Source organism: Chloroflexota bacterium (assembly GCA_034717495.1).
Lineage (GTDB): Bacteria > Chloroflexota > Anaerolineae > JAAEKA01 > JAAEKA01 > JAYELL01.
In genome coordinates this window covers 1-7,342 of record JAYELL010000116.1, presented here as the reverse complement: position 1 = coordinate 7,342, position 7,342 = coordinate 1, and the positions used below count along the sequence as shown (strand labels likewise).

Annotated in this window: 6 protein-coding genes; 3 read left to right on the top strand and 3 right to left on the bottom strand. The window is 57.7% G+C overall.

The window, feature by feature from the left end; genetic code table 11:
* Positions 1-210: 210 nt before the first annotated feature.
* The 3 genes from U9R25_20450 to U9R25_20440 all read right to left on the bottom strand — a co-directional run bounded on the left by U9R25_20450 (position 211) and on the right by U9R25_20440 (position 4,891).
* Positions 211-1,203, bottom strand: a complete 993-nt coding sequence (locus U9R25_20450; protein ID MEA3338267.1) for a phosphotransferase — start codon at positions 1,201-1,203, stop codon at positions 211-213.
* Between the two features lie 16 nt (positions 1,204-1,219).
* The gene (locus U9R25_20445) at positions 1,220-3,067 is read right to left on the bottom strand and encodes an ABC transporter ATP-binding protein (protein MEA3338266.1); all 1,848 of its coding nucleotides are present in this window, start codon (positions 3,065-3,067) and stop codon (positions 1,220-1,222) included.
* Between the two features lie 69 nt (positions 3,068-3,136).
* Positions 3,137-4,891 (bottom strand): ABC transporter ATP-binding protein, encoded by a 1,755-nt coding sequence (locus tag U9R25_20440; protein MEA3338265.1) that lies wholly within the window; start codon positions 4,889-4,891, stop codon positions 3,137-3,139.
* A gap of 322 nt (positions 4,892-5,213) precedes the next feature.
* Here U9R25_20440 and U9R25_20435 point away from each other — a divergent pair, with 322 nt between their 5' ends.
* From U9R25_20435 to U9R25_20425, 3 genes are all read left to right on the top strand, one after another.
* Positions 5,214-5,546: a BrnT family toxin gene (locus tag U9R25_20435; GenBank protein ID MEA3338264.1), complete on the top strand. Its 333-nt coding sequence runs from the start codon at positions 5,214-5,216 to the stop codon at positions 5,544-5,546.
* Between the two features lie 5 nt (positions 5,547-5,551).
* Positions 5,552-5,818 carry a BrnA antitoxin family protein gene (locus tag U9R25_20430; protein ID MEA3338263.1) on the top strand — a complete coding sequence of 89 codons (267 nt, stop codon included), beginning with the start codon at positions 5,552-5,554 and terminating at the stop codon, positions 5,816-5,818.
* 83 nt (positions 5,819-5,901) lie between these two features.
* Positions 5,902-6,987, top strand: coding sequence for a polysaccharide deacetylase family protein (locus U9R25_20425; protein MEA3338262.1), 1,086 nt, complete (start codon positions 5,902-5,904; stop codon positions 6,985-6,987).
* Positions 6,988-7,342: the final 355 nt, after the last annotated feature.

Below are 7,342 nucleotides of genomic sequence, written 5' to 3'. Positions count from 1 at the left end.
AGGCGTACCGTGAGGTAAGGACACGAAGCGCGAAGGGTGCGAAGGACACGGGGACGTGGGGATGCGGAGACGCGGTGAAGGGCGGCACGGGGATGCGGAGACGACAGTGGTGTGAACACGCCACTCCCGCGGACCTGTGCGTTACCTCCAAAGGGGGAGCGTCCGGAAATTCCCCCCTCTGGGGGGTTAGGGGGGCAAGCTCAACTTGTGTCAAACTCCTGTCTGCAAAAACTCCTGCAACCAGCCGGGAACCGCGTCGGCGTACTCCGTCCAATGCTCCGCTGGCATGACCGAGACCACCTGATACCAGTTCAAGGCCCGGCAGATCATTGCCAGGCGATGAGAGATCGCCAGGACCTCCAGCAGGTCGTTCAGAGGTGCCAACTGCTGCCAGGGTGCCAGATAGGCGTCGCGCACGGCCAACACGCGGGGATCATCGGGTTCCAGATCCAGGCGGTAGGAGATGATGCGCTGGGTCACCAGGTAGCTGAAGAAGGGGTGGGAAACGATGGCGTCGCCCCAGTCGAATAGGGTGTAACGCCCGCCATCGACCAGGATGTTGCCATCGTGGAAATCATCGTGCTGCAGGCTGTCCGCAATGGGATAGGCGGCCAGTTGCCGGCACTGCAGGGCAACGCTCTCTGTCAGGGCCTGTAGACGGTCATACTGCTCGTGAGTCAGCCCATCGGGCTGGCCTAGCATCATGGCATCCTGATCGGTCAACAGCGATTGGTAAAGGGAGGGAAGCATCGACAAACGGCGGTCCGGGACTCCCATGGACAGCAGGGTTGGCACCCTTTCCGCGAGCTCTTTCTGAATGGCGGCGTAGCGGGGCAAGATCTTGAGCCAGTGGTGGAGATCTTGGGGATCATTGACCATGCTGCGCAACGTCGGTCCGCCATCGCGCAACAGCATCCATTTGCGGTTGGTATCGGTGGCCAACACCTGGGGCATGCAGTCGGGATACCAACGGTAGAGCGCTTCGGTGAGGGCCACCTCGTGTCCCAGCTTGGGCAGGGAGGCCTTGAAGAAGACGCTGCCACCATCTATCGGTACCTGAAGCACCGTCGACCAGGGCCGGATGTGGGGCTGTTGGATTGGACCGGTGATGGCTATGTCGTACCGTTGTAGCTGGTCGCTGATCCAGGATTCAACCTGGGGACGCCACGATGGCTCGCTCCACGGTAGTTTACGGACTGGCATGAGGGATGTTCCTTTCTCAGGCAGATACCGGCTCCAGGCGGCGCTTGCCCACCTCCTCGATGTAGGAGAGGGACTGGTGACGGAAGTAGGTATCGTAGAGCGTCGCGTAATGACCGCCTTGTTCCATTAGCTGCTCGTGGCTTCCCTCTTCGATGATGCGACCGTGGTCGAGGACCACGATGCGATCTACTGAGCGCACGGTTGACAGCCTGTGGGCAATTACGATCGAGGTGCTGCGCGCCAGGATCAGGTTGAGTGCTTCCTGGATCTGGGCTTCTGTGAAGGGATCGATGCTGGCAGTGGCTTCATCGAGGATAAAGATGGCCGGCTCCTGGACCAGCACGCGCATAAGGGCGACCAGCTGGCGTTGGCCCATGGAGAGGCGGGCGCCTCGCTCCCCTACATCGGTTTGCAGCCCATCGGGCAGTGTATCGAGCCACTCCCCATCGCCAATCTGACGGGCAATGGCCATGATCGTTTCATCGTCGGCCTCGGGCCTGGCATAACGGATGTTGTCGGCCACAGTGCCGGCAAAGAGAAAGGGCGACTGGGAAACGATGCCCAGTTGACGGCGATAGCTGGGCAAATCCAGGTCGCGCAAATCGTAGCCGTCCACGGCGATACGACCCTCCTGGTACTCGTAGAAACGCGCGATTAGCTTAACCAGGCTGCTCTTGCCTGCGCCGGTATGACCGACGAGTGCCACACTTTCGCCTGGGGCGATCATCAAGTCAAAGTGATCGAAAATAGTCTCCTGATCGGTGTATCGAAATACCAGGTCATCGAAAAGGATCTCGCCTTGCAGGGGTGGCAATTGATTGTTTGCCCGTTGGTGAACAGTGGGCTCAGCATCGATCAGGGCGAAGATCCGTTCGGCCGCCGAAAGTCCAGCCTGCACCTGGCTCCAGAAGGCTGACAGCTGGGCCATTGGAAACCAGAACCGGTCGACGCTGACGATGAAGAGATACCAGGCCCCGATGGTGATGGCGCCCGCAGCAACCGACAGACCGCCGAGATAAACCAGGATTGCCGTGCTGATCCCTCCCAGGGTACTGAGGACAGGGAACACATTGGAGAGTACGAATCCTCTACGCAGGTTGATGCCGTAGGACTGGCTATTGACAACCTGGAACTCGCCGTAGATCTTGGCCTCCTGACGGAAGTTCTTGGCGACACCGATTCCGGTCACTGCTTCCTGGATTGCCGCGTTAACCTCGGCAATGGCGCGGAATCCCTTTCGAGTGACATGGCGGGCGATGCGCCGCAAGCTCAGGGCAAAAATCACGATGATGCCTGCCATGGACATCAGCACGAGTGTTAACTGCCAGGAGATTGTCAACAACAGGACGTTCAGGATCAGGACTGCAAGTAACTGGCTGATAATATCGGTGACCAGCACGACCACCTGCGCGAACTCCTGGGTGTCGGTGGTGATGCGGCTGATAATGCGACCGGAGCGAAATTGGTCGAAAAAGGACATGTCATGGCTTACCGCCGACTCGAAGGCGTCGATGCGCAGATCGGACATGACCCTGCCAGTGATGCGGATTATCAACCGGCGCCGCACCAGGTTGGCCGCCCAGATAAAAACCCCGAACACCAGGGAGATCAACACCAACGCCGCCAAAAGGTATGGGTCAGCGTCCTCTTGCAGCAGGTCAATACCTTTGGAGACGATAAATGGCTGGACAGCGACAACAATCGCCAGGGCCGCGATCAGCACAAAAGCCCAGGTGACCTGGCGTTTCCCGCGGGCGAAGTAGGACGCAATACGTTCGACCAACTGGCGGTCGGTGTATGTGCGGTCGTAGGCCTCGGTGTTTAGTCCGGAGAACATGATGAAGAAATGTCGCCATATCACCATGTCATGATGCCATCATGCCACGATACACTCACATCTGTTTTGGCATTCTGACATCTTGACATCATGACATTACTCATAACTGGCAAAGATGGTGCGGTAGGCTTCGCTCTGTTCCAACAGGTCCTCGTGTTTTCCGATGGCAGCGATCTGGCCGTTTCGCAGGACGACGATCAGGTCGGCCCAACGGATCTGCGACAGGCGATGGGTAATCAGGATCGTGGTACGATCCTTGGCAGCTTGTTCGATTGCGCGCTGGATACGATCTTCGGTAGCGCTGTCGATGGCGCTGGTCGAGTCGTCCAGAATCAGGATGTGAGGCTCGGTCAGGAAGGCGCGGGCCAGAGCCAGGCGCTGCCGCTGGCCACCCGAAAGGGTCACACCACGCTCGCCAGTCTCTGTACCGTAGCCGTCCCGGAAATTGCTGATGAAGTCGTGGGCCTGGGCTTGCCGAGCCACCTCTTCAATACTGGCCTGATCCGTCTCAGGCACGCCAAACGCGATGTTTTCACCCACGCTGCGGGAGAAGAGAAAAATGTCCTGCTCGATGATGGATATCTGCCGGCGCAGTGCAGCCAAATCCCAATCCCGCACATCGACACCGTCGATCAACACCTGACCCGAGTCCACGTCGTAGATGCGGTTTATCAATTTGGCCACCGTGCTTTTGCCGGCGCCGGTCTGGCCGACGATGGCGAGAGTCTGCCCCGGTTCTACCTCGAAGCTGATCTCCTGCAGGGTTGGCGTGCCGTTGTAGGAGAAGGTTACGTTGTCGAAGGTTATCTTGCCCTGCATCGGCTCGTCGTAGCCGCCTGCGTTTTCATCCAATTCGGTTTCGGTGTTGATCAGCTCGAGAATGCGCCGGGCACTGGCCATGCCCGAGGATAGCTGGGAAAAGGCGAATTGACCGACAAAGGTGGGGAAGCCGAAAAGCAGCATCAGGCCGTTGTAGGTGACCACATCGCCAATGGATATCTCACCGCGGGTGTAGAGGATCAGGCTCAGGGCCAGCGCAGCCGTTTGCACCAGGCCCAGCAATAGCAGGGGAATGAACTTGGATTCGATATCACCTTGCCAGATGAAACCATCGCGCCAGGCGTGAACCGCCCGCCGGAATCTGTTGATCTCGAATTCTTCCTGGGCGGCTCCCTTGACCGTTTGAATGCCGTCGATAGTTTCAGCCAGGACCGTGTTCATATTGCCGAATTCCTCGCGCACCAACGTAGTTGCCGGCGCCAGTTCCTTCAAATAACGCCAGATTGAGATGATGTAGAGGATCAGATAGCCAACCGGAGCAATCAACAGCAGCGGGTCAATCCGGGGTGACACAATGAGGGGGACCAACAAAAAACTACTGGATCCAACCACCAGATTGAGGCCCGGGTTGAACATCAGATTGATCTCGCGGACATCGTTGGTGGCCCGCGCCATCAGATCGCCTGTGGGATGGGAATCGTGGAACGACATGCTTTTTCCCGCCAGGCTGACGTACAGTTCATCGCGGGCATCGCGCTCCAGCCGCTGGCCGATGACCTCCGCCGAAAAATTCCTTCCGATCTGCAGAATACCCCGAATGATTTGCGTGGCAGCGATCAGTGCTGCTGCCCGGAGCAGTGCCTGGGTATTGCTGGAATCGGCCAGCAGGGCATCGAAGGCCTGACCGGCATAGATGGCGGGTGCGCTGGCCAGCATGGCATTGCCAAAGGCCCCGATCAGAACGCCCAGGACAAATTGGAAGTTTCGCAGCACATGGGAACTGACCCAGCGAAGCGCGGTCGTTCGATCGGACGACCAGCTCTGTTCAATGGTGAATTCACTGGCGGACATTGGAAGGGATCCTTGGGACGATCAGGTAAATAACTGGTATATTGTACACCAATTCATGGCAATAAAACAGTGTAGATGACTCCGGAGTGGCACAGGGTAGTGGTCACAAGGTGCCGACCGAGCAAGCCCGGCTAAAGCCTCGACTCCACTTGCTCGGTCGGCACGTGCCGCTGATCGCGGCCATGCTTTCTGAAGCGGGGTTCGCATCCTCAGATGCGAACCCCACCAACCAGCCTGCAATTGTCCTTCTCCGCCGGTTCGGCTATACTGCAATCGTTCACCCTGGTTTTTCGGAAGCGTGCAAGTAAGGATAGGTGATCGAATGACTGAGGATGAAAACCTTGACAGAAGTAGCGCACCGCGCTACAATCCTGATACAATCAGAATTGATGATCCGGTATCCTTTGATTGGGATGAAGGAAACCGTGACAAGAACTTGGCTAGCCATGATGTAACAGACAGAGAAGCAGAAGAAGCGTTTTTTGACCCGAACCGAAGACTCTATCCTGACCCAAAACACTCGCAAGGAGAGACCCGCAGAATCATCGTTGGCAAGACTAAGGAAGGAAGACTGTTGTTCGTAGTCTTTGCCGTTAGGAGAAAGAAGATTCGCGTCATCTCGGCACGCGATCTCAATGAAATAAAGCGAGACTGATCTCTATGAAAAAGACACTTGAGGTCCCGGAATTCAAAAATGAAGATGATGAGAGGGAGTTCTGGGCTCAGATCAATCTGGCTGACTATTATGAGCCCGAAGATGCCAAGCCTGTCGTGTTTCCCAACTTAAAGCCCGAAACCCGACCGATTTCGATCCGGTTTCCTGTCTATGTTTTGGATGCTCTAAAGGAACGTGCCAACCTGATGGGTGTCCCCTATCATGCGTTGATCAAGCAAGCTGTTGTGGAATACCTCGGGAAGGAAGCCTGAACCCTCAGGCATGTAGCAAATCAAACCCAAAGTTTCAGTTGGTAACTCAAGACGACTAACACCCCATGCCCTTATCGCCACCCATGTCACGTCACCTTTTTTTGACGGTTATCCTGCTCCTGGTTGCCCTGAGCCTGCCAGGCACCGCGACCGCCCATTATTTCCCTGGTAACGGCTTCGTCAGCCCGGCGCCAGGCGAGGTTCTTCGGGGGATCGTGCCCATCGAGGCGATTGCCGACAACGCGAACTTTCAGAAGTGGCAACTGGATATTCTGCCCGCCGGAAACACTCAAGCGACAAGTTTCGTGGCGCTGGGAGAGACTCCATTGCCGGCAGGGGGTCTGCTTACCAGGCTGGATACTGCTCGCTTTCCCGATGGGAACTACAGCCTGCGATTGCGCATCGTTTCCCAGGATGGCAATTACGATGAATTCCACGTTCGGATGGCAATTGCCAATAACCCGGCCGGCTATGCCCCCCCTGCCTCGACGGCGCGGACCCGTGTGCAACGAGCGGTGAGGTTGGGCCTGCCAACCCATACCGGGGATGGGGCGCCGATCCTCTATCTGACCTTTGACGATGGACCCAGCCCTGAGAAAACAGCTGCCATTGTCGATCTCCTCGATCGTCATGGCGCCAGAGGAACCTTTTTCGTCGTGGGTGCCCATTTGAACCGCTGGCCCCGGGCCCTGCGCCCGGTTGCCGGGTCGGGTCATATGCTTGCCAATCACACCTACCGGCACCGCTCCCTGGTGGGTGCTGATCTGGAGACCTTTGCCCGGGAGTTGGCGAGGGTCGAGGACCTGATTCAGGAGACAACGGGTGACCTGCTGCCAGCCGACAATTCTTTGCGGCTTCTGCGGGCGCCATACGGCGCTGTCGATGCCAGCACTTTTGAAATGGCAGCCAACCTTGGCTACCAGGTGGTTGGCTGGGATCTGGACCCCAAAGACTGGCGCCGGCCGGGCAAAGAAGCGATCGTGCGTTTCGTAACCGAACGGGCCTTTCCGGGCGCGATCGTGATCCTTCACGACGGGGGTGGGGGAAGTTGGCAGACTGTTGAAGCGCTGGAGGTGATCCTGACCGAACTGGGTGAGCGTGGCTACCGGTTCCATGGTATGGAGTCGGCCGGGGAGTCCAGGACTACAGCTCAAACGATCCCTGAGTAACCGTCCAGCATTAACTTCACAGCTATGGCCGGTCTCCTGACCGAGCCAAACCGGGAAGTAATTTATGGACGCGTCCTTAGTGCAATGGACTCCCGCGTTCCCCGTGTCCTACATGCCCTTACCCAGCTACCTCACGGACCGTCTGCTGACGTCCGCGGGAGTGACGTGTTCACATTACCGTTGTCCCCGCGTCTCCGTGTCCTTCGCACCCTTCGCGCTTCGTGACCTTACCTCACGGTACGCCTAGCTAGCTCACGCACCGTCTGCTGACGTCACGCACCGCTTGCTGCCTCTCGGCACGCCTACCTCTCGGATCGGTTGCTACCGTGCTGGCGTAGCGTGCTGGCGGCGTCTC